The sequence below is a fragment of the uncultured Oscillibacter sp. genome, from assembly GCF_900546705.1.
In the GTDB taxonomy this organism is placed as follows: Bacteria; Bacillota; Clostridia; order Oscillospirales; family Oscillospiraceae; genus Oscillibacter.
Genome location: NZ_URDP01000006.1, coordinates 1 through 20,753, shown reverse-complemented (window position 1 = coordinate 20,753; position 20,753 = coordinate 1). Strand labels below are relative to the sequence as shown.

Genomic DNA, 20,753 nt, shown 5'->3' with positions numbered 1-20,753 from the left:
CCGGAGGGGCCGGGAGGGGATACCATGGAACTGGATCTGAATATGCTCAAGCCACAGGAGCGGCTTTCATTGCGGCTGCGGATGCGCTACGAACAGTCGGGCTTTCAAAAATACCATATGGGTCGATTTGAAGAATACGGACTCTATCGGGAAAACCGCCGTTTCCTGCCCAGTGAACAGGTCATCACCTTTACGGACCTGGACGGGCGGCTGCTGGCGCTCAAGCCGGATGTGACCCTCTCCATTGCCAAAAATGCTCCGGTGGAGCCGGGAAGCTGCGGGCGCTACTACTATCTGGAAAACGTCTACCGTCCCAGCGGGGAGAGCCACACCTTCCGGGAGATCAGCCAGATGGGTCTGGAGTGCATCGGCGCCGTGGACGATGCGGTCACGGCGGAGACGGTGTCGCTGGCCATGGAGAGCCTGGCGCTGACAGAGAGGGACTTTGTGCTGGAGATCAGCCACATGGGCTTTGTCACCGGCCTCTTTGACGCCGTGGGCGCGCCGGAGGAGACCCGGAGCCGTCTGCTGGAGTGCATCCGGGACAAAAACGCCCACGAGCTGCGGAAGGCGGCCCAGGCGGCGGGGCTGTCCCGCCAGGGAACGGATGCCCTGTGCCGCATGACGTCTCTAAGCGGCCCATGGCAGCAGGTACTCTCCCAGGCGGAGCCCATGGCCCTCAATGCCGCCATGGGCGGGGCACTGGCGGAGCTACGGACGGTCTGCGGCGCACTGGAGGCCCGGGGCCAGACGGAGTCTCTGCGGTTGGATCTGGCGCTGGTCAACGATATGGACTACTACAACGGCCTGGTGCTTCAGGGGTATTTGCTGGGGGTGCCCGGCGCGGTCCTCAAGGGCGGACGGTATGACCCCCTGGCCGCACAGTTCCGGCCCGGCGCCCGGGCCATCGGGTTTGCCCTGTACCTGGATGAGCTGGACAGCCTGGACGCATCGCCGGTGCGGGCCGACGGGCGGGAGATGCTCAGTGTGGCGCTGCCCAAGGGACGCCTGGGCGACAAGGTCTACGACCTGCTCTCCGGTGTGGGCTGCGGCTGCCCGGAGGGCTACGCCGACAGCCGCCGGCTGGTGGTGGAAAACCCCGCGGCGGGCATCCGGTATTTCCTGGTCAAGCCCAGCGATGTGGCCATCTATGTGGAGCGGGGCGCCGCCGATATCGGCATTGTGGGCAAGGACATTCTGACGGAGTCCGGAGCGGACGTCTACGAGCTGCTGGACACAGGCCTGGGCCGGTGCCGCATGTGTGTGGCGGGGCCAAAGGACTTTACGGACGACCCCGGCAGGACGCTGCGGGTAGCTACCAAGTTCGTCAACATCGCCAAGGACTACTACGCCGGTCTGGGCCGGGACATTGATGTCATCAAGCTCAACGGCTCCATCGAGCTGGCGCCCATTCTGGGGCTGAGCGATGTGATCGTGGATATTGTGGAGACAGGCACCACCCTCCGGGAAAACGACCTGAAGGTCATCACGGAGTTTATGCCCATCTCTGCCCGGCTGATTGCAAACCGGGCAAGCTATCTGTTCAAGCGGGCGCGCATCGACGCGCTGGTGCAGAAACTGGCGGAGGTGACGGAGCAGTGATTCCCATTTACGAATTGAACAATCTGGCGCCGGAGCAGATATTGAACCGGGACATCCGGCAGGAGGCGGACGTGGGCGCCGCGGTGGACGCGGTGATTGCCGACGTGCGGCAAAACGGCGACGAGGCGCTGCGCCGCTATACCCGACAGTTTGACGGAGCGGAGCTGGATGGGCTGGAGGTGACGGCGGAGGAGCTGGAGGCGGCCTGGGAGCGGCTGGATGAGCCGTTCCGCCAGACGCTCCGGCAGGCGGCGGAGAACATCCGGGCCTTCCACAGCCGTCAGGTACATCAGGACTTTGTCATCACGGACCGCCCCGGTATCGTCATGGGCCAGCGGTATACGCCCATCGCCCGGGTGGGTGTGTGCGTTCCCCGGAGCCCGGAGGCGTTTCCCTCCACGATTTTGATGAATGTGATCCCCGCCCGCATTGCCGGCGTGGAGAAAATCGTGGTGGTGACGCCGCCGGACAAGACGGGCAACATCAGCGACGAGGCCCTGGCGGCGGCGAAGATCGCCGGCGCGGACCGAATTTTCAAAATCGGCGGTGCCCAGGCGGTGGCGGCACTGGCCTATGGGACTGAGAGTGTTCCGGCGGTGGATAAAATTGTGGGCCCCGGCGGCATCTATGTGGCCACTGCCAAGCGCAAGGTGTTCGGACAGGTGGGCATCGACATGATCGCAGGGCCCAGCGAGATCTTAGTGGTGGCGGACGAGGGTGCCGACGCCCGCTGTGTGGCGGCAGATCTTCTCTCCCAGGCAGAGCACGACATACGCGCCTGCGCGGTGCTGGTGACCACCAGTCCGGCCCTTGCCCGGCAGGTGCAGCGGGAGCTGGAAGTACAGTCCGCCACGCTTCCCCGGCGGGACATTGTGGAAAAGGCCCTCTCCGGCGGCGGGAAGATCCTGCTCTCGGACAGCCTGGAAGCGGCGGTGGCGGCAGCCAACCGCATCGCACCGGAGCATCTGGAGCTGTGTGTGCAGGACCCCTTCGCTCTGCTGCCTCTGGTAAAAAACGCCGGCAGCGTGTTCCTGGGTTCCAGCGCCCCGGAGGCGCTGGGCGACTACTTTGCCGGTCCCAACCACACGCTTCCCACCTCCGGCACCGCCCGTTTTTCCAGCCCGCTTGGAGTGGATGACTTCTGCAAACGCTCCAGCTTTCTCTATTACACCCCCCAGGCCCTGGCCGATGCGGCGCCCCGGATTGCGGAGTTTGCCCGGCGGGAGGGGCTGGAGGCCCACGCCCGCTCCGTATGTGCCCGGGCGGATCAACTGAACAAGGAGGCACAGTCATGAGCCGTTTTCTCTCTCCGGAGGCCGCGCGTCTGGCACCCTATACCCCCGGCGAACAGCCCCGGGATCAGCAATACATCAAACTCAACACCAATGAAAGCCCGTTCCCGCCCTCTCCGGCGGTGGCCAAGGCGGTGGCCGGGGCGGACGCCCAGGCGCTCCAGCTTTACTCCGACCCCACCTGTGCCGCGCTGCACCGGGCCATTGCCCGGTATTACGGGCTGAAAGAGGAGAACGTCCTGGCGGGCAACGGCTCTGACGAGATCCTGGCCTTTACCTTCCGGGCCTTCTGCGGCCAGGGAAAGAGCGTGGCCTACGCCGATGTGACCTACGGGTTCTACCAGGCCCAGACGGCGCTGTTCGGCCTGGAGGCTACCCGCGTTCCCCTGCGGGAGGACTTTTCCCTGCGGGTGGAGGACTATATGGCCTTCCCCGGCACCGTGTTCATCGCCAATCCCAACGCCCCCACGGGCCTTGCCCTGCCGCCGGGGGATATCCGTCGTCTGCTGGAGTCCGACCGGAACCGGGTCGTGGTGGTGGACGAGGCCTACGTGGACTTCGGCGCCGAGAGCTGTGTCTCCCTCATTGCGGAGTACGATAATCTCCTGGTGGTGCAGACCATGTCCAAAAGCCGCTCCCTGGCCGGCGGACGGGTGGGCTTTGCCCTGGGCAGCCCAGAGCTCATCCAGGGCCTCAACCGGGTGAAGTACAGCTTCAACCCCTACAATGTGAACCGGCTGTCCATGGCGGCGGCGGTGGCGGCCATGGAGGACACCGACTACTTTGTTCGCTGCTGCGCCGCCATCCGGGAAAACCGGGCGTGGAGTGCGTCGGCCCTGGAGGATCTGGGCTTTTTCGTGCTGCCCTCGGCGGCCAACTTCCTGTTTGCAAAGCCGCCCCGCCTGGGCGGACAGGCCCTGTACCAGGGACTCAAGGACCGGGGCATTCTGGTGCGCTGGTTCGACGGCCCCCGCACCCGGGACTTCGTCCGCATCACCGTGGGCAGCCGGCAGCAGATGGAAGCGCTGGTTGCTGCGGCGTCGGCCCTGCTGGGATAAAGGAGGAATCATATGCGAACTGCGGCATTGGAGCGCAACACCCTGGAGACGAAGATCTCCCTGAAACTGAACCTGGACGGCACCGGTGTGGGCCAAATCGACACCGGCTGCGGCTTCCTGGATCATATGCTGACCCTCTTTGCCCGCCACGGCGACTTTGACCTGACGCTCACCTGCCGGGGGGACACCCAGGTGGACGACCACCACACGGTGGAGGACGTGGGCATCGCCCTGGGCCAGGCGTTTACCAAGGCGCTGGGGGATAAGCGGGGCATCCGCCGCTACGGGCAGTTTCTGCTGCCCATGGACGAGACGCTGGTGCTGGTGGGCTGCGATCTCTCCGGCCGGGATTATCTGGGCTGGAACGTGACGCTGCCTGCCGCCAAGGTGGGTACCTTCGACACGGAGCTGGCCAAGGAGTTCTGGCTGGGCTTTGTGCGCCATTGCCCCGGGGCGCTGCATTTTTACCAGCTTGCCGGGGAGAACACCCACCACATTCTGGAGGCGTCGTTCAAGGGGGCCGGCCGGGCACTGAAGGAGGCTGTGGCCCTGGATGAAAAGCATGCCGGGGAAATTCCCAGCACCAAGGGCCTTTTGTAAGGAGGAACGTCATGATTGCCATTGTGGATTACGGTGTGGGCAACCTGTTTTCCCTGTGCTCCAGCCTGCGGTATCTGGGCCTGGAGGCCCAGGTGAGTGCCGATGCCCAGGTGCTGCGTCGGGCAGAGAGGATCATTTTGCCCGGCGTGGGCGCCTTCGGAGATGCCCGGGCCCGGCTGGATGACTCCGGGCTGACGGGAGTGCTGCTGGAGGAGGCGGAGAAGAAGCCCCTTTTGGGCATCTGCCTTGGGATGCAGCTGCTCTTTGACCGGAGCTTTGAGTACGGCGAGCACCCGGGACTGGGACTCATCACCGGCGAGGTGGCGCCGCTGCGGGAGGACCTGACGGACCAGAGCTGCAAGGTGCCCCATATGGGCTGGAACAGCCTGGAGATCCGCCGGGCGGACCCGCTGCTGCGGTATGTGGAGCCGGGCGAATATGTTTACTACGTCCACAGCTACTACGCCCGCCGCTGCGCCGAGAGCACCCTGGCCGTGTCTCAGTACGGCGGCGTGGCCGTCACCGGCGCGGTGCGCCGCGGAAACGTGTGGGGCACCCAGTTCCACCCGGAGAAGTCCGGAGACACGGGACTGCGGATTCTGAAGGCTTTCGGGGAGCTGTGAGGAGAGCGCATATGCGGCGAGAGGATCGGGAAGTGAAAGACCCGGGCAGAATCCGGGAGATTGCATCTAGATGCAGCTGCTGCCGTCTGGGACTCCGGGACGGAGACGAGGTATACGTGGTACCGCTCCACTTTGGACTTTTGGAGCGGAACGGCCGGTGGTCCCTTTACTTTCACGGAGCCCGGGAGGGGCGCAAGCTGGCACTTATTGAGCGGTACGGGCGGGCCGGATTCGAGATGGATACCGGTTACTGCCTGCACGAGAGCACGGTTCCCTGCGGCTATTCCGCCGCGTTTCAAAGCATCATCGGCACGGGTACGGTAACGGTGGTGGAGTCCCCGGAGGAGTGCCGGGAGGGGCTTGCGGCCATTATGCGCCAGTGCACCGGTCGGGAAACGTGGACGTTTGACCGGCGGATGCTGGAGAGCGTATGCGTGTTCCGGCTGGATGTGGAGACCATCTCCTGCAAGGAACACCTTTGACAGAGGGACGTTTTGTCCCGTGAGAACGCCGCCTGGATGCGGCGGAGAGGAGCAGACTATGCAAATTTTTCCCGCCATCGACCTGCGGGGCGGACAGGTGGTACGGCTGTACCAGGGAGATTACGACCAGATGACCGTCTACGGCACGGACCCCTGTGCCGTGGCCCGGGACTTCCTGGAAGCCGGAGCCAGATACCTCCATGTAGTGGACCTGGACGGCGCCCGGTCCGGCACCGCCGAAAACTTTGAGAGCATTGCCGCCCTGGCCCGTCAGGGAGGGCTTTACATCGAGGTGGGCGGCGGCATCCGCTCCCAGGAGCGCATCGAGCAGTATCTCGCCATGGGCGTCAACCGGTGCATCTTGGGGACTGCTGCCGTGAAGGACTTTAACTTTACAAAGGAGATGGCCCGGCGCTACGGAGAGAAAATCGCCGTGGGCGTGGACGCCCGGGACGGGTATGTGGCCGTCAGCGGCTGGGAGGAGACGTCCGGGGAGAAGGGCGTGGACTTCTGCCGGCGCCTCCGGGACGCCGGTGTGGGCACCGTCATCTATACGGACATCTCCCGGGACGGAGCGGAGCAGGGCACCAACCTGCCTCTCTATGAACAGCTGGTGCAGATTCAGGGGCTGTCCGTCACCGCCTCCGGCGGCATCTCCAGCCTGGAGGAGCTGCGGCGCCTGCGGGACATGGGGGTAGACGCGGCCATTCTAGGCAAGGCCCTCTATACGGGGCGGCTGGATCTGAAAACGGTTTTAAAGGAGGAGGGCCTGTGTTAGCCAAACGGATCATCCCCTGCCTGGATGTCAAGGACGGCCGGGTAGTGAAGGGGACCAATTTTCAGGGTTTGAAGGACATGGCGGACCCGGTGGAGATGGCCCGGTTCTACAATACCGCCGGAGCGGACGAGCTGGTGTTCTACGATATCACTGCCTCCGCTGAGGGCCGGGCGCTGTTTACGGACATTTTGCGGGCGGTGGCCTCGGAGGTGTTCATCCCGTTGACCGTAGGCGGCGGCATCCGTACGGTGGAGGATTTTGACCGGGTCCTCAAGTGCGGAGCGGACAAGGTCAGCGTCAACTCCGGCGCCATTGCCGACCCGTCCCTCATCGGTGCGGCGGCCAAGCGGTACGGTGACCAGTGCGTGGTGCTCAGCATGGACGTCAAGCGGGTGGAGGGGCACTTCCGCCTCTTTGCCAAGGGCGGCCGGGAGGATACGGGCATCGATGCCATGGACTGGGCTGTCCGGGGCGTGGCGGCGGGCGCAGGCGAGATTGTGCTCAATTCCATCGATACCGACGGTGTGAAGCAGGGCTTCGACCTGGAGATGCTGGACGCCCTGGCTGCCCGGGTGGACGTGCCAATCATCGCCAGCGGCGGGGCCGGGAAGATGGAGGACTTTGCCGCCCTCTTCACCCATCCCGGGATTGACGCGGGACTGGCTGCCTCCATTTTCCACACGGGCCAGGTGGACATCAAGGACCTCAAGCGCTTCCTCCGGGAGCGGGGTGTGGAGATGCGGCTGTGACCGTGAAACGGGACGAATTCCAATACAAATTGTAATATTAAGACGGAGATATACGATATGGAACTGAAATTTGACGAAAACGGGCTGATTCCCGCCATCGTGCAGGATCACTATACCAAGGAAGTGCTGACACTGGCCTACATGAACGCCGAGAGCCTGGCCATCACCATTGACGAGGGCCGCACCTGCTTCTGGAGCCGCAGCCGCCGGGAGCTTTGGCGCAAGGGGGAGACCTCCGGCAATGTGCAGCATGTGGTGTCCATCACCGCTGACTGCGACGCCGATGCCCTGGTGGTGGAGGTAGTCAAGGACGGCCCCGCCTGCCACACGGGAGCGGAGAGCTGTTTTTTCCAGCCGGTGTATCTTTCCGAGGAGCTCAAGGCCTTCAGCTACGAGGGCCTCTATCGGCTCATTCAGGGCCGCAAAACGCAGCCCAAGGAGGGCAGCTACACCAGCTACCTTTTTGAGAAGGGACTGGACAAGATCCTCAAGAAGGTAGGCGAGGAGTGCACGGAGGTCATCATCGGCGGCCGCAAGGAGGACAAGGAGGAGACCATTTTTGAGATCGCGGACCTCACTTACCATGTGATGGTGCTGATGGTGCAGATGGGCATCTCCGTCCAGGACATCACGGCGGAGCTGGAAAAACGCCACGTGGTAGACCACAAGGTCAAGCAGGAGCGGATGCAATGAAACGGACGCCTTGGTGCTGCTCCGTCCACAACCACGCGGACTTCTGCGACGGACGGGACCCGCTGGAGGCCATGGCTGCTGCTGCCAGTGCGCAAAACGTTCAATATTTCGGCATTTCCTGCCATGCGCATACGCCCATCCCCTCCGATGCCGGGGCGGTGCTGCCCCGGGATATGACCGCCTACCGGGCGGCCATCGCGGCGGTGCGGGAGCAGTATGCCGGGCGGATGGAGGTGCTCTCGGGCATTGAGTGGGACAGCTGGTCGGACGTGACGCCGGAGGGGTTCGACTACTGGATCGGCAGCGTCCACTACCAGCGCTCAGCGGAGGGCGTCTACTACGCGGCGGACTGGAGCGCGGAACAGTTTGCCGCCTGCCGGGACGAGATGTTCGGCGGGGACGCCCTGGCGGTGACCGAGGGCTATTTCCGGGCGGTAGGCCAGGTGGCGGAGCGGCGGCCCACCATTCTCGGCCACATCGACCTGATTACCAAGCTCAACGCCGGCAGCCGTTTTTTTGACGAGGAATCGCCCCGGTACCGTGCCGCGGCTCTGGAGGCCCTGCACCGGACCGATCCGGACAAAACGCTGCTGGAGATCAACACCGGCGGCGTCTCCCGGGGGTACCGGACTGCTCCCTATCCGGCCCTCTTCCTGCTGCGGGAGTGGCGGGAGATGGGGGGAAACATCATCCTGACGGCCGACGCCCACCGAAAGGAGCATCTGCTCTTCGGCTATGAACAGGCATCCGAGATCGCCCGGACCGCGGGCTTTGCCGAGACGGCCATTCTGACTGCCGCCGGTGTGGAACTGTGTCCGCTTGCATGAGAAGCCCATGAAAAAAGCCGCCGGTCCGGCGGCTTTTTTGTCGCTTTGTCTCTTGTGGGTGGAAGCGGCGCCTGCTACAATGTGAAAAAACAAACGGAACAGGCAGGGAAGCAGCATATGTACAAAACAGTGATTTTTGATCTGGACGGCACACTTTTGAATACTATTGAGGACCTGGCGGGGGCGGGCAACTGGGTCTGCCGGCAAAACGGCTGGCCGGAGTATACGGTGGATCAGTTCCGCCACATGGTGGGCCACGGCATTCCCAATCTGGTTTCCCGGTTCTCTCCGGCCGACTGCCGGAACCCGGCGCGGCTGGAGGAGACGCTCCGGCAGTTTTCCGCCTATTACGGCGCCCACAATCTGGACAAGACGGCGCCCTACGACGGCATTCCGGCGCTGCTGAAGCGATTGAAGGAGCAAGGACTGCGTCTTGCGGTGTATTCCAACAAGGCCGATGACTTCAGCCAGGTAATCATCCGTCACTTTTTTGACGGCGTGTTTGATCTGGTGCGGGGGAAACTGCCCGGTGTGCCGGTGAAGCCGGACCCCACCGGGGTGGAGCAGATTCTGGCCCTGCTGGGTGCGGAGAAACAGGAGACTTTGTTTGTGGGCGACAGCGCCGTGGATATCCACACGGGACATAACGCCGGGCTTTGCGCCTGCGGTGTCACCTGGGGCTTCCGGGAACGGCAGGAGCTGGCGGAGGCCGGCGCAGATTTCCTGGCAGACACACCGCTGGAACTGGAAGCATGTATTTTGCAGGCATAAAACGGGAAAAACAGGACGGGAGTATCTCCCGTCCTGTTTTTTCCGGCGCAGGAATCAGCCGTCCCAGCCGGGGGTCACGGCGTTTTCGTGGTCGTTCAGATTGCCGTCTGTGTCGTGGACGCGGGCGTTATCCAGCATTTCCCCATAGGAAACACCGCCTTCCTCCACGGACCGCTTCATGGCTTTCCCGGCGTTTTCGGCGGTGTCGGTCACATCGTCCACGCCTTTTTCCACGCCTTCCGCTGCATCCTCCACGCCGTCCTTGGCGTCCTCGGCCAGGTCCTCTGTGCCCTGGACCATGTCACCCATCAGACCGTCGCCGTGGGTGTTTTCCTTTTCATCCGTCCCGTTCAGGACGGCGTCGTTGGTGCTGTTGGAGTCGTTCTTCTGATCCTGCCCGCAGGCGGTCAGACAGAACGCCGCCAGCAGCGCCGCGCCAAACAGTGCAAGAGCTCGTTTCAAGGTAGTTGCTCCTCCTTTTTCGGGAAGAATCGTTGCGCGATACCCAAGGGTATTGTTTGCGCTCCGCTGCAAATTAGCAGCGGAAAAAACTGAAAAAATACTTGCACATTTCAAAAAGTTGTGCTATAACAATATCAGTAATTATTACAATTAAGGAGGCGGGATATGCAGGAGCGCCGATTTTCCCGCCAGCGGGAGCAGATTTATCAGGCCGTTTGTGCTACGGCGGAGCACCCCACCGCCGAGATGGTCTATGAGCACCTCAAACCCCAAATGCCCCGGCTGAGCCTGGGCACCGTGTACCGGAACCTGCGGCAGATGGCCCAGGAGGGACGGATCATGGAACTGCCGGGACCTGTAGCCCGGTTTGACGCAGTCACCCAGCCCCATACCCATTTTCGCTGCGTGCGCTGCGGCGCCGTGTCGGATTTGCCCATTGCCTACGATGCGTCCCTGGATGCCCTGACATCGGGGGACGGACGGGTGGTGGAGTATCACAGCCTGTGTTTTTTCGGACTTTGCCCCGCCTGTGCGGCGGAGCAGGGAAGCACTTAAATCTATTTTTGAAAGGGGAAACAGACATGGAACTCAAGGGCAGCAAGACGGAAGCCAATCTGTGGAAGGCATTTGCGGGGGAGTCCCAGGCCCGCAACAAGTACGATTATTTCGCAAGCCAGGCAAAGAAGGAAGGCTACGAGCAGATCGCCGCCATCTTCCAGGAGACGGCGCTCAATGAGAAAGAGCACGCCAAGCTGTGGTTCAAGGCCCTCTCCGGCATCGGCAACACTGAGGCCAACCTGGTGGCCGCTGCCGCCGGCGAGAACGAGGAGTGGACCCAGATGTATGCCGAGATGGCCCGCACCGCCGAGGAGGAGGGCTTCCTGGCCCTGGCCGCCCAGTTCGAGGGTGTGGCCAAGATTGAAAAGACCCATGAGGAGCGGTATTTGAAGCTGCTGGACAACCTGAAGAAGGGTGAGGTCTTCAAGAAGGGCGAGAAGGTCATGTGGTTCTGCCGCAACTGCGGCCATGTGGAGGTGGCGGAGAGCGCCCCGGCTGTGTGCCCGGTGTGCAAGCACCCCCAGGCCTACTTCCAGATCAAGGCTGAGAACTATTGATCTTCATTTGCGAGCCGCCGGTGGCTGCCGGCGGCTCTTTTTTTATAAAAAGCGGTAAAGTGGTGAAAAAAACACCAAAGAACCCGTATAGAACCAGCGGAAAATGGGCTAAACTACCAAATGAAAAATTCCCGGCCCGGGGAAATTTTAAAATGTTTGTGAAAAACGCCGTTGACGCGGCCAGCAAAAGCAGGTATGATAAGGATAGTAATTTGACTTGCTATGCGAAGCTGTTCAGTCTGACTTGGTATAGAAAAGGAGAGCTGCATCATGTATACACAGGAGATTACCGTTAACAACGAAGTAGGTCTGCATGCAAGACCTGCCACTTTCTTTATTCAGAAGGCCAATGAGTTCAAAAGCGGGATCTGGGTGGAAAAGGAAGACCGCCGTGTCAACGCCAAGAGCCTGCTGGGTGTGCTGTCCCTGGGCATTGTGAAGGGCACGACCATCACGCTGATTGCCGACGGCGCAGACGAGAAAGAGGCGGTCAACGCCCTGGTGGAGCTGGTCAAGGACAACTTCGGCGAATAACGTTCAAACGAACCCCATGGGAGGCTCCGCGATCTGCGGAGCCTCTTTTTTACTTTTTTCGGGCGTGGAAAGGAGACGGCCATGACAAAGGACGAGCTGCGGCAAAAGGCCAATGATCTGCCGCTGGTTCCCGGTGTGTACCTCATGATGGACAAGACCGGGAAGGTGATCTATGTGGGCAAGGCCAAGAAGCTGAAAAACCGGGTGAGCCAGTATTTTCAGGAAAGCGCCTCCCACACGGCCAAGACCCGGCAGATGGTCTCCCAGGTGGACCACTTCGATACGATTTTCGTCACCAGTGAATTTGAGGCGCTGGTGCTGGAAAACTCCCTCATCAAACGCCACAGCCCCAAATACAACATCCTCCTGAAGGACGATAAGGGCTATCCCTTTGTGCGCCTTTCCCGGGAACCGTATCCCCGCTTTACCCTGGCCAACCGGTACGCCAATGACGGCGCCCGGTACTTCGGCCCCTTCGGCGGCCGGTATGAGACCCGCCAGGCCCTGGACGCGGTGTTTGCCGCGCTGCGTCTGCCCACCTGTAATCGCCGCTTCCCCCGGGATATCGGCGCCGAGCGGCCCTGCCTCAACTTTCACATGGGGCGGTGCGACGGATTCTGCCGTCCGGAGATGACGGCCCAGGAGTACAACCGGCGCATCGACCAGGCCTGCCAGCTGCTGGAGGGGAAGTCCCGGCAGCTGCTGCGGGATATGACGGCGGAAATGGAGGCGGAGGCGGAGGCACTGCACTTTGAGCAGGCGGCTGCCATCCGGGACCGAATCAACGCCATCGGCGCCCTGAGCAAAAAACAGACGGTCATTGCGGGCCTTTGCGCCGACACGGACATCTGGGGACTGTACCGGGGAGCGGGCAAGTGCTGCTACGCGGTGCTGCACATGGAAAACGGAAACCTGACGGGCCGGGAGACGGAGCTGTTTACCGCACCCATCGAGGAAGAGGAGACGGAGATGCTCTCCGCCCTGACGGCCCAGTACTACCTGCCCCGGGCGGTGCTGCCCCATGAGATTTTGCTCCCGGTGGACACCGGCGAGTGTGAGAGCCTGTCAGAGGTCCTGACCCGTCGGGCCGGACACAAGGTCTGGGTCCATGTGCCCCAGCGGGGGGAAAAGGCGGACCTTCGAGACATGGCCCAGCGCAATGCCGCCGAGGAAGCGGAGCGGGCCACCACAGCCGAAGAGCGGGTGGCCCACACCCTGACGCTGCTGGCTGGCCTGTTGGGACTGGGGCAGCCGCCCCGGCGCATGGAGTCCTTCGACATTTCCAATACCGGCAAAAGCGACATTGTGGCGTCCATGGTGGTCTACAGCGGCGTGCGGCCCCTGCGCTCGGCCTACCGCCGCTTCCGCATCAAGGAGCTCCAGGGCCACCCGGACGACTACGCCTCCATGCAGGAGGTGCTGCGCCGCCGGCTCCAGCGGGCATCGGACGGGGATGAGAAATTCCTGCCGCTGCCGGACGTGTTTTTGATCGACGGCGGCGAAACCCACGCCCGGGCTGCCCAGGAAGTGGCGGATGCCTTCGGAGTGACGGTGCCGGTGTTCGGCATGGTCAAGGACGACCGCCATCGGACCCGGGCGCTGGTGACGCCCCAGGGTCGGGAGATCGGCCTGACGGCCAACCCGGCGGTGTTTGCCCTGATCGGACAGATCCAGGAGGAAACCCACCGCTTTGCCATCACCTACCACCACGAAAGCCACACCCGCTCCACGCTGCGCTCCGCCCTGGATGATATCCCCGGCGTGGGTCCCAAGCGCAAGGAGGCCCTGCGCCGCGCACTGGGATCGGTCAAGGCCATCCGGGAGGCGGACGTGGAGACACTGGCGGCCATCGTACCCCGGCCTACAGCAGAGGCGGTATACCGGCATTTCCATCCTCAGACGTGAACCGTATTGTCTGCGTTTTGACGGAGCGGTTGTGCACAATAGTAAAAAAACGGCAGCTATCTTGGCAGAATGAAAGGGATATACAAGAAATTGGGCTTTTGAGATGCATAGATTCCCATATCTTGTATAAATGCTCGATGCATACGATTTGTGAAAAACGTCGAGGGGAAATTTGTTGAATTTATACAGGAAAGTTTGTATAATAGGGAAAAATAGTCAATCTTGTGGAATTGTGTACGGCTTTGCAGCCGGATGGAGGACCTGACCCATGGGGTTTTGGCTGGGCATTGCTGCCTTTGCCCTGTTTTTTCTCAGTGATTATAATGACTGGCGGCTGTCCCGCAGGGAGCTGAAGTTCTGCTTTCCCCTGGGGGTGCTGCTGCTGGTGTCCGGCACGGCCCTGGATGCCCGGCGGGGGACGCCCCTTGCTTCCGGGTGGATACGGGGCCTGCTTTTTGTGCTTGCGGCGGCATTCCTGGCGCTGTTGGTGTATACGCTGTTCTTTGCCCTGCCGGTGGAGGCATCCTATGCCCGGCCCGGACAAAAGCGCGCCGCATGCACCACGGGAGTGTATGCGCTGTGCCGTCATCCGGGTGTGCTGTGGTTTGCCGGATTGTATGTCTGCTTGTCCGCTGCAACGGGACTGCCGCTTTGGGAGGCGGTGGTGCTGAGCGGACTGAATGTGGGACTTGTGGCATTTGAGGATCGGTGTGTGTTTCCGGAGCGCCTGGATGGGTATGAGGCCTATCAGGCCGTCACACCGTTTTTGCTTCCCAGCAGGGACAGTATCCGCGCGTTTCGGAATGTGAGATAAGGAGGTGGGGCTCATGCGCTTTGAGGATAAGCTGAAGAAATATCCACATGAACAGCTCTGGCAGGAGTACTGCGGCTTTTTGGACATGAGCCTTGCTGATTATATGTACACCCAGCGCCGGCTGATGGAAGAGCAGCTGACGCTCTGGAGCGAGAGCGGCATCGGAAAGCTCCTGCTGCGGGGGAAGCAGCCCCACACCATTGAAGAGCTCCGGGAGATGCTGCCGCTGACCACTTATGCCGATTATGCGGACGTATTGCTGCCCAAGCGGGCGGAGATGCTGTGCGCCGAGCCGGCGGTGTGGATTCAGACCACCTGGGAGGGCGGACTGCGCCCCATCAAGCTGGCGCCCTATACCCGCAGTATGCTGGACACCTACCGGCACAACCTGCTGGCCACCATGATGATGGCCACCGCCAGGAAAAAGGGCGATTTCGATCTAAAGGCCGGCGACCGCATTCTGTACGGCGGTGCGCCGCTGCCCTATGCCACGGGATTGATGCCCTCCCTGTTTGATGAGGACATCCGCTTTACCTGGCTGCCGGATTCCAACACCAATTCGGCTCTGAGCTTCAGCCAGCGGATCAAAAAGGGATTTGCCATGGCCATGAGCGGTGGTGTGGACTTTTTCTTCGGCATCGGCTCCGTGGCCAACTACATTACGGAGAGCTTCGGCAGGAGCAGCGGCGGCGGGGGCCACCACATGAAGGTGTCCCCGGGCAACGCCGTGCGCTACCTGCGGGCAAAATACGTCAGCCGGCGGGACGGACGGTCTATCATGCCGGGAGATGTGTTCCGGCTCAAGGCGTTTTTCTTCGCCGGAACGGACGCCAAGTGCTACCGGGACCGTCTGACCCGGGCCTGGGGCATCGCTCCGGTGGAGCTGGCGGCCGGTACGGAGTCCACCTGCATCGGTGCGGAGAACTGGGAGCACCGGGGCATGGTGTTTTTCCCGGATGCCTGCTTCTATGAGTTCATCCCCGAATCGGAGATGCGGCGCAATCTGGCCGATCCTACGTACCAGCCCCGCACCTGCCTCATGGACGAGATCCAGACCGGCGAGACCTATGAGCTGGTGCTCTCCGTGCTCCACGGGGGCGCGTTCATGCGCTACCGCATCGGGGATATGTACCACTGCCTCAGCGCCGGCAGCGGGCAGCTGCCCCGGCTGACCTTTGTGGACCGGGTGCCGGACGTGATCGACATTGCGGGCTTTACCCGTATCACCGCCTCCTCCATGCAGGAGGTCATCCGCCTGAGCCGCCTGGAGCTGGGGGACTGGGTGCTGAAAAAGGAATTCAATGAAAACGACGACCCGTTCCTGCACATGTATGTGGAGCTGCCGCCGGATGCCCAGGCCAGCGAGGTGGTGACCCGTACGGTGCTCACGGAGCATCTGAGCCTGTACTTCAAGTATTTTGACAGCGACTACGGGGATCTGAAGAAGCTTTTGAACATGGAGCCTCTGCAGATTACCATTTTGAAATACGGCACCATTGCCGGCTACGAGCAGAAGATCGGTACCCGCCTGCCCCGGATCAACCCCGGTATGCTGGATATCATGGGCCTTTTGCGCCAGCAGACCGGAACCGGACGGGAAGGGGGCGTGAGACCGTGACCGACATCCCTTTCCTGTATATCAACATCACGGCGTTCAGCTGCTTTTTGCTGATGTTCGTCACGTTCCTGGCCACGAAAAAGACCCCGGAGATCTGGGCGTTTCTGGCAGTGCTGCTGGATGCCATTTTGTGGTCCGGCGGGTCCATCCTCATGCGGCTGCAGATGTGGCCGGATATGACCTTTTGGTATAAGGTCTCTCTGGTGGCTCTGTTCAGCATGGAATTGTTCTTTTACTTTTTCGTGCACACCTTCTCCAGGCAGAAGGGCCGCTTTTTGCTGACAGTGTTCACCGTCTGGACCCTGGCTATCATCCCCGGCACCATCAGTGGCTTTTATCTCAAGCCGCCCACGCCGGTGGTCATGCCCGACGGCTCCACCCTCTTTACCTACAGTCTGGACTGGCACATTGTCATCCCCTGTGTCATGTTTGTGACCATCATTGGCGCCACGGCGCTGCTTCTTATGAAGGTCATGCGGGAGCAGGGAGCCCATTCGCCGGGCATCCAGGTGATCGTCACCGGCGGGCTGGTGATGCTGGCGGGCAACCTGCTGCAGGTGGGTCTGCCGGGCAATACCTTCCCCTTCGACGCCCTGGCCGGCATTATCTTTGCGCTGCTTTTGATGTATGCGCTCTACAAGCGGCGCATGTTCCGGCTGACGCTGGTGGTGTCCCGTTCCCTGCTGGCACTGGTGCTGGCGCTGATCTGTATCCTGGCCGCCGCCAACTTCATCTCTCCCATGCAGATGTTTGCCCAAGGAACGCTGGGACTGGGGGAGCGGGTGGCCACCACGGTGGTGTCGGTGGCCTTTGCCGGCGTCCTGGCGGCTGCCTACCTTCTGGTGCGGCGGCTGCTGGAGGCCATGTTCACCCGGGAAGAGCAGCAGAGCCGTCTGGTGAAAAACTTCTCTGCGGAGATCTCCCAGTCCCTGAGCACTGCGGATATCATGGAAAAGCTGGGGCAGGTCGTCTCCCGGGAGATCCCCATTGAGCAGATGTATATCTGCCTGCTGGAGGGAGACAAGTACCAGGCCCGGTACTGCTCCAGCCCCCTGGCTACGCTGTCGTTTTCCATTTCCAAGGACAGCCCCCAGATTGCCTATCTCAAAGAGCAGGAGAGCTATCTCATTGTGGGGGAGTTCCGGAACAGTCCCCGGTATCTGTCCGTCTGGGAGACGGAAAAGGAGCTGTTCCGCCGGCTGAACATTGACTGTGTGGCGGCCATGCGGGACGGTGATGAGATTGTGGGACTGCTGCTGCTGTCCGCCAAGGAGCGGGGCAGGAACTTCAACGCCGTGGAGATCGGTTTTTTGGAGACGGTCAGTTCCATTGCCTCCATCGCCATGAAAAACGCGGCCCTCTACGAGAAAATGTTCCGGGAGGCACGGATCGACCCGCTGACCGGTGTCTACAACTATCGCTTTTTTGTCGAGCAGCTGGAAGAGCAGTTCAAGTCCTGCGGCAGGGAGTGCCTGACGCTCATGTATATCGACGTGGACGACTTCAAGCTTTACAACCAGCTCTATGGCGTGGGGGAGGGCGACGCGGCATTGTGCCGGATCGGCGAGGCCATCACCCGCAGCACCGGCGAGGGCGGAACCGTGTTCCGCACCAGCGGCAAGGTATTTGCCGTGCTGCTGCCGCTGCAGGATACCCAGCGGGCCAGAACCCTGGCCCGGGAGATCGAGACACGGGTGGCACGGATCAACCAGAAGCCGGACCGCCAGCGGCTCAAGCCCCTGTCCGTCAGTGTGGGCATCTGCTCGGCACCCTATGCGGCCTCCAGCGCCAAGGAGCTGATGGACAACGCCGACCTTGCGGTGTACAACGCCAAGCAGGGCGGCAAGGACCAGATCGTCATTTTCCGGGGTGCTTCCGACCTGGTGCCCCAGCACCTGGCGGAGCGGACTGACGCCATCGTGGACCGGATTGAGCGGGGGGACGGGGAGTACCGTTCCGCCCTGTCCATGATCTCCGCGCTGACGGCCGCCATCGACGCCAAGGACCACTATACCTACGCCCACAGCAAGAACGTGGCCCGCTACGCCGCCACGCTGGCGGTGGCCGCCGGACTCAACGACGACCAGGTCCGCACCATCTACGCGGCGGGACTGCTCCACGACATCGGCAAGATCTCCATCCCCGAAAACATCCTAAACAAGACCGGGAAGCTGGAAGATTCCGAGTACCGGGTCATGAAGGACCATGTGAACAGCTCCATCGAGATGATCCGCCACCTGCCGGAGATGGACTATCTGATTCCGGCGGTGCTGGGCCATCACGAGCGCTGGGACGGAAGGGGCTACCCACGGGGCATCTCCGGTGAGGAAATCCCTGTTTCGGCCCGGTGTCTGGCCATCGCGGACGTATTTGACGCCATGACCACAGACCGCCCCTACCGCAGCGGACTGCCTCTGGAATACGCACTGGAGGAGCTGAGCAAGGGCGCCGGCACGCAGTTTGACCCGGTGCTCGCCAAGACGTTCATCCAGCTGATCCGCAGCCGCAGCATCCCCCTCTCGCCCCAGGCGGCGGCCCGCAGAGTCTGAAGCAAAAAAGAGGACTTCCATCCGGAAGTCCTCTTTTTTTATTCCACATCCTTGTAGCGCAGCTTGTAGTAGCTCCACTGACGCCACTTGTCGATCATCTCCTGCTGGGAGCTGGTGATGAGAGAAGTGAAGGTGCCGTCCATGGTCATATAGGTCTTTTTCTGCACCACGGGCAGTTCCCGCCGCAGCTGGTTCAAGAAGGAGAACCAGGGACTCTCCTGACCCCGGCCGGTCAGCTCCAGCAGCGCGGCGCCCAGGAAGCTGGCGGAGAGCCGGTTGGTCTGGGGCAGATCCAGACTCTCCACGGCGTCCTCCCAGTTCAGCACCTGGGCGGCGGCGTCGTTGGCCCAGATCACATAGGGAGTCTCGTAGGAGCAGAGCGTGTCCTCCCGTTCCGACTCCGGCAGGGCCACCTCAGAGCCCAGCTGGGCATAAGCCAGCTGATTGTCACCCAAGTAAGGCAGATGGTCGCCCCAGAAGGCCAGCACCACCGGCTCGTCCGTCTGGGAGAAGTAGTCCACCAGGCGGCCCAGCATGGCGTCCGCGTCCCGGGCACCCTCAATGTATACCTCCAGCATGGTGCGTACATCGTCGGTCAGCTGGGCGTTTGTCTCCACCGGCGGGTAAACGTAATCCTCGCCGTATTTATCCGCCGTGTAGGACATATGGTTTTGGATGGTGGTGGTGTAGTTGCACAGAAGCTGGCCTTCGGACACGGCCTGTTCGAACTTGTCCTCAATAAAGCCGGCCATGTAGTCGTCCGTCACCCAGCGGCCCTTGTACTCCGGATTCTCCATTTCGTCCACAAAGACCGTCTCCTGGGCACCGAACCAGTCGTAGACGTTTTCCCGGTTGTAGAACCAATCGTCGCCCGGATGGAAGAAGGAGGTGTGGTAGCCGTCTTCGGCGAACACCCGCAGCACGCTGTCCAAGTTCCGGTTCACCACCCGGAACGAGGAGGTGGTGGAGGCGGAGAGCGCATTGGTCTGCATGCCCGTGAGCACGTCAAACTCCGTGTTGGCAGTGCCGCCGGCAAAACCGGGCACGACCACATGGCCGCTGATGGCGTGGGGGCCGTTTTCCAGGGCGTGGAGGTTGGGCAGGGGGTCGTTTTCCTCCGTGTAGGTAAAGGCGGGGTCATCCGTCAGATCGGAGAAGGCCTCGTCCATGACCATAATGAGGTGTACGTTCTGCCCCTGGCCCGGCTGATCGCCGGTCTCCCAGGAGGCCGCCGTGGCTTTGTCAAAGCCATCGGGCCGGTCGATGGGATAGGTGGTGAACTGGTGGCAGAAGCAGTAGGGGAAGCCCAGCTCATTGAAGACGGAGGGAATGTAGTAGGCGTTGGAGACGCGGAAGCTGTTGTAAAGATCGTCGGAGGCGTAGACGGTCAGAAGCAGTGCCGCCAGCACTGCTGCGCCGCCCGCCGCGCCCAGCAGCCGGCCCACCCAGCCCCGCAGGCGGGACAGGGGAAAGGGCCTGCATCCGATAAATACGCCCAAAACCACCAGCCCCAGGGTGAAAAGAAGGACCACGGCGATGGTGCCCATGGGGTATTGGATGTCGTAGGACCCCATGGCGCTGCCTACCTCTTTCAAAAGGGCAAAGTCCCGGGGAAACACCGGCTCATCCCGGACTTCCAGCTTGATGCGGTTGGCAATGGACAGCACGCATACGAAGAGATTGACCAGGGCGGCACCGTAGAACACGTTGCGGAAGAGACAGGTGAAAATCACCACCAGCAGTCCGATGGGCAGCGCGTTGAGCACGATCAGAAGGGGCTGGGCCCGAAAGATGCCCAGAACGGTCCGCAGCGCGTTGGGCTGGCACCACAGGGCCAGCAGCGTGATGCATCCGGCCAGCGCCACCATCAGCACCAGGGTCCACGGCAGCGGCAGCCGGGCTTTGGGCAGAGAGTGTGAAGCTTTCAAAGTATTGATCCTTTCTGCATGGAGTGATGAGGTGTGAGAAATGTAATGTAAAACCTCTGTAAAGAATATAGGTTATTATACGTTTTTCTGCGAAAAAAGCAAGTGTACGGGGAAATTGCCCGGGCCGGGCGGCAGGAAAAACTGCCAAATGAAACCAAGAGAGGCGCCGCATAGGGGGAAAAATCCTGCGGATACTATCTTTTGCCAAGGAGAGAGCCCTGCAATCTGAAAGACAAAAGGAGTTTTCGATATGAAAGCAACTGGTATTGTGCGCCGGATCGACGACCTGGGACGTGTGGTGATTCCCAAGGAGATCCGCCGCACTATGCGGATCCGGGAAGGGGACCCGCTGG

21 protein-coding genes are annotated in these 20,753 nt (G+C 61.7%); 19 read left to right on the top strand and 2 right to left on the bottom strand.

The genetic code is table 11. The features are described 5' to 3' along the window. Positions 1 to 24 precede the first annotated feature (24 nt). From hisG to QZS13_RS02415, 11 genes are all read left to right on the top strand, one after another. Positions 25 to 1,602: an ATP phosphoribosyltransferase gene (gene hisG / locus QZS13_RS02465; RefSeq protein WP_295585075.1), complete on the top strand. Its 1,578-nt coding sequence runs from the start codon at positions 25 to 27 to the stop codon at positions 1,600 to 1,602. Beyond that, positions 1,599 to 2,897 (top strand): histidinol dehydrogenase, encoded by a 1,299-nt coding sequence (gene hisD, locus QZS13_RS02460; RefSeq protein ID WP_295585072.1) that lies wholly within the window; start codon positions 1,599 to 1,601, stop codon positions 2,895 to 2,897. Before hisG ends, hisD begins: the two co-directional genes overlap by 4 nt. Next, positions 2,894 to 3,952, top strand: a complete 1,059-nt coding sequence (hisC, locus tag QZS13_RS02455; protein WP_295585070.1) for a histidinol-phosphate transaminase — start codon at positions 2,894 to 2,896, stop codon at positions 3,950 to 3,952. Before hisD ends, hisC begins: the two co-directional genes overlap by 4 nt. A 12-nt stretch (positions 3,953 to 3,964) precedes the next feature. Beyond that, positions 3,965 to 4,552, top strand: a complete 588-nt coding sequence (hisB, locus tag QZS13_RS02450) for an imidazoleglycerol-phosphate dehydratase HisB (protein WP_295585068.1) — start codon at positions 3,965 to 3,967, stop codon at positions 4,550 to 4,552. Between the two features lie 11 nt (positions 4,553 to 4,563). Next, a complete protein-coding gene (hisH, locus tag QZS13_RS02445; RefSeq protein WP_295585067.1) occupies positions 4,564 to 5,175 on the top strand; it encodes an imidazole glycerol phosphate synthase subunit HisH in 612 nt (203 codons plus the stop codon). Positions 5,176 to 5,186: 11 nt separating this feature from the next. Beyond that, positions 5,187 to 5,657 (top strand): pyridoxamine 5'-phosphate oxidase family protein, encoded by a 471-nt coding sequence (locus tag QZS13_RS02440; protein ID WP_295585065.1) that lies wholly within the window; start codon positions 5,187 to 5,189, stop codon positions 5,655 to 5,657. Positions 5,658 to 5,715: 58 nt separating this feature from the next. Then, on the top strand, positions 5,716 to 6,435 hold the full coding sequence (hisA, locus tag QZS13_RS02435; protein ID WP_295585063.1) for a 1-(5-phosphoribosyl)-5-[(5-phosphoribosylamino)methylideneamino]imidazole-4-carboxamide isomerase: 720 nt from the start codon (positions 5,716 to 5,718) through the stop codon (positions 6,433 to 6,435). Next, complete coding sequence (gene hisF / locus QZS13_RS02430; protein ID WP_295585061.1) at positions 6,429 to 7,184, top strand: imidazole glycerol phosphate synthase subunit HisF; 756 nt, start codon at positions 6,429 to 6,431, stop codon at positions 7,182 to 7,184. The genes hisA and hisF overlap by 7 nt, the downstream gene beginning before the upstream one ends. A gap of 48 nt (positions 7,185 to 7,232) precedes the next feature. Then, positions 7,233 to 7,877 (top strand): bifunctional phosphoribosyl-AMP cyclohydrolase/phosphoribosyl-ATP diphosphatase HisIE, encoded by a 645-nt coding sequence (hisIE, locus tag QZS13_RS02425; RefSeq protein ID WP_295585178.1) that lies wholly within the window; start codon positions 7,233 to 7,235, stop codon positions 7,875 to 7,877. Further along, a complete protein-coding gene (locus tag QZS13_RS02420) occupies positions 7,874 to 8,704 on the top strand; it encodes a PHP domain-containing protein (RefSeq protein WP_295585059.1) in 831 nt (276 codons plus the stop codon). Before hisIE ends, QZS13_RS02420 begins: the two co-directional genes overlap by 4 nt. 117 nt (positions 8,705 to 8,821) lie before the next feature. Further along, on the top strand, positions 8,822 to 9,475 hold the full coding sequence (locus QZS13_RS02415; protein ID WP_295585057.1) for an HAD family hydrolase: 654 nt from the start codon (positions 8,822 to 8,824) through the stop codon (positions 9,473 to 9,475). 54 nt (positions 9,476 to 9,529) lie between these two features. Here QZS13_RS02415 and QZS13_RS02410 read toward each other — a convergent pair whose 3' ends face one another. Continuing rightward, the gene (locus QZS13_RS02410) at positions 9,530 to 9,937 is read right to left on the bottom strand and encodes a hypothetical protein (protein WP_295585055.1); all 408 of its coding nucleotides are present in this window, start codon (positions 9,935 to 9,937) and stop codon (positions 9,530 to 9,532) included. A 165-nt stretch (positions 9,938 to 10,102) separates the two neighbouring features. On the opposite strand from QZS13_RS02410, the gene QZS13_RS02405 reads away from it, so the two are divergent. From QZS13_RS02405 to QZS13_RS02375, 7 genes are all read left to right on the top strand, one after another. After that, a complete protein-coding gene (locus tag QZS13_RS02405; RefSeq protein WP_295585053.1) occupies positions 10,103 to 10,492 on the top strand; it encodes a transcriptional repressor in 390 nt (129 codons plus the stop codon). A 26-nt stretch (positions 10,493 to 10,518) separates the two neighbouring features. Continuing rightward, complete coding sequence (gene rbr, locus QZS13_RS02400; RefSeq protein WP_295585051.1) at positions 10,519 to 11,052, top strand: rubrerythrin; 534 nt, start codon at positions 10,519 to 10,521, stop codon at positions 11,050 to 11,052. A 270-nt stretch (positions 11,053 to 11,322) separates the two neighbouring features. Then, the gene (locus QZS13_RS02395; RefSeq protein ID WP_295585049.1) at positions 11,323 to 11,586 is read left to right on the top strand and encodes an HPr family phosphocarrier protein; all 264 of its coding nucleotides are present in this window, start codon (positions 11,323 to 11,325) and stop codon (positions 11,584 to 11,586) included. A gap of 81 nt (positions 11,587 to 11,667) precedes the next feature. Beyond that, positions 11,668 to 13,491: an excinuclease ABC subunit UvrC gene (gene uvrC, locus QZS13_RS02390; RefSeq protein WP_295585047.1), complete on the top strand. Its 1,824-nt coding sequence runs from the start codon at positions 11,668 to 11,670 to the stop codon at positions 13,489 to 13,491. 268 nt (positions 13,492 to 13,759) lie between these two features. Further along, a complete protein-coding gene (locus QZS13_RS02385; RefSeq protein WP_295585045.1) occupies positions 13,760 to 14,305 on the top strand; it encodes a hypothetical protein in 546 nt (181 codons plus the stop codon). 13 nt (positions 14,306 to 14,318) lie between these two features. Next, complete coding sequence (locus QZS13_RS02380; protein WP_295585043.1) at positions 14,319 to 15,923, top strand: GH3 auxin-responsive promoter family protein; 1,605 nt, start codon at positions 14,319 to 14,321, stop codon at positions 15,921 to 15,923. Further along, positions 15,920 to 18,472, top strand: a complete 2,553-nt coding sequence (locus QZS13_RS02375; protein ID WP_295585041.1) for an HD domain-containing phosphohydrolase — start codon at positions 15,920 to 15,922, stop codon at positions 18,470 to 18,472. Before QZS13_RS02380 ends, QZS13_RS02375 begins: the two co-directional genes overlap by 4 nt. Before the next feature lie 38 nt (positions 18,473 to 18,510). Here QZS13_RS02375 and QZS13_RS02370 read toward each other — a convergent pair whose 3' ends face one another. Beyond that, a complete protein-coding gene (locus QZS13_RS02370; RefSeq protein WP_295585039.1) occupies positions 18,511 to 20,400 on the bottom strand; it encodes an LTA synthase family protein in 1,890 nt (629 codons plus the stop codon). Between the two features lie 250 nt (positions 20,401 to 20,650). Between QZS13_RS02370 and QZS13_RS02365 the strand changes: the two genes are divergently transcribed. Beyond that, the coding region (locus QZS13_RS02365; RefSeq protein WP_295585176.1) for an AbrB/MazE/SpoVT family DNA-binding domain-containing protein at positions 20,651 to 20,753 on the top strand (103 nt) is incomplete at its 3' end.